This is a genomic window from Pseudarthrobacter sp. GQ63 (assembly GCF_059758765.1).
On sequence record NZ_JCAXEF010000033.1, the window covers coordinates 1 to 1410 of the forward strand.

2 protein-coding genes are annotated in these 1410 nt (G+C 67.0%); both read right to left on the bottom strand.

What is annotated here, in order from left to right:
• On the bottom strand, nucleotides 1-651 hold a 651-nt coding region (locus AC6CHP_RS20695; protein ID WP_498232044.1), incomplete at its 3' end, for an ATP-binding cassette domain-containing protein.
• Nucleotides 648-1410 (bottom strand): ABC transporter ATP-binding protein (locus tag AC6CHP_RS20700; RefSeq protein WP_498232046.1); only part of this gene is annotated, 763 nt, incomplete at its 5' end. The genes AC6CHP_RS20695 and AC6CHP_RS20700, both read right to left, overlap by 4 nt.

A 1410-nucleotide genomic window follows, 5' to 3' on the forward strand; every position in this document is an offset into this window, starting at 1 on the left:
TGAGACGCCGGTGTCTTTTTGGATTTGCAGGAACAGGTCCAGGACGCGGGCCTGGGTAGAGAGGTCCAGGGCACTGACCGGTTCGTCACAGACGATCAGTTTCGGGGCCAGGGCCAGGGCACGGGCGATCGCGACGCGCTGGCGCTGCCCGCCACTGAACTCCCGGGGCAGCCGGTGGATCGCGTCGGCGGGCAGTCCCACCTGGTCCAGGAGTTCCTTGACCCGTTTTTTCGCGGCGGCGGGTTCCATGCCCTGGACGCCGAGGGGTTCAGCGAGGATGTCGCCGATTTCCAGGGCCGGGTTCAGGGAGGTGTAGGGGTCCTGGAAGACCACTTGGAGGTCCCGGCTGAGTGTTCGGCGTTCTTTGCGGGTGGCGTGGCTGATGTCCTTGCCCTCGAAGATGATCCGCCCGCCGGTGACCGGGGCCAGGCCCAGGACGGCGCGGCCCAGGGTGGTTTTCCCGGAGCCGGACTCGCCCACCAGGCCCAGGGTTTCGCCCTGGCCGATACTGATGTTGATATCCGTCAGGGCACGGAACGGCCGGGAGCGCCAGCCCTTGCCCGGGTATTCCACCACGAGGTCCTCCACCCGGAGGAGCTGATCGCGGCTTGCCTCGGCGGGGGCGCTGGTGCCGGTGAGGGAGGCGGTCATGAGGGGGCTCCGTTCGGGCTGGCGGTGACGAGCATGGTCATGGGTTCCTTGCCTTCGAGCATTGAACCCAGCAGTGTCTGCGTGTAGGGCTCTTTCGGGGTGGACAGGATGTCCCGGACCGGTCCTTCCTCCACGAGGCGGCCGTTCTGCATCACCACGACGCGGTCGCAGAGGTCTGCCACGACACCGAAGTTGTGGGTCACCAGGATCACGCCGACGCCCAGGCGGGCCTGGAGGTCGCGGATGAGGTCCAGGACCTCGGCCTGGACGGTGACGTCCAGGGCGGTGGTGGGTTCGTCGGCGATGATCAGGTCCGGTTCGCAGCTGATCGCACCGGCGATCAGGACGCGCTGGGCCATGCCGCCGGAGACCTCGTGCGGGTAGGCGCTGAAGGTCCGTTCCGGGTTGGTGATCCCGACGTCGGCAAGCAGCTTCAGCGCGCGGCGCTTCGCTTCGACCTTGGGGATCCCCAGGACCCGCACCATGGGGGTGACCAGCTGGTAGCCAATGGTGAACGCCGGATCCAGGTTGGACATGGGCTCCTGCGGAATATAGGAGATCCGCTTGCCCCGGAGCCTGGAAACACGGTCCTGGTTCACCTTCTCATCCCCCGGGGCCACGGTGTAGTTGCCGTCGAACTGGATGGATCCCGCCACGATCCGGGCGGTGTCCGGGAGCAGGCCAAGGATCGAGAACGCCGTCTGGGACTTGCCCGAGCCGGATTCTCCCACGATGCCCAGGATCTCACCGCGGTCCACA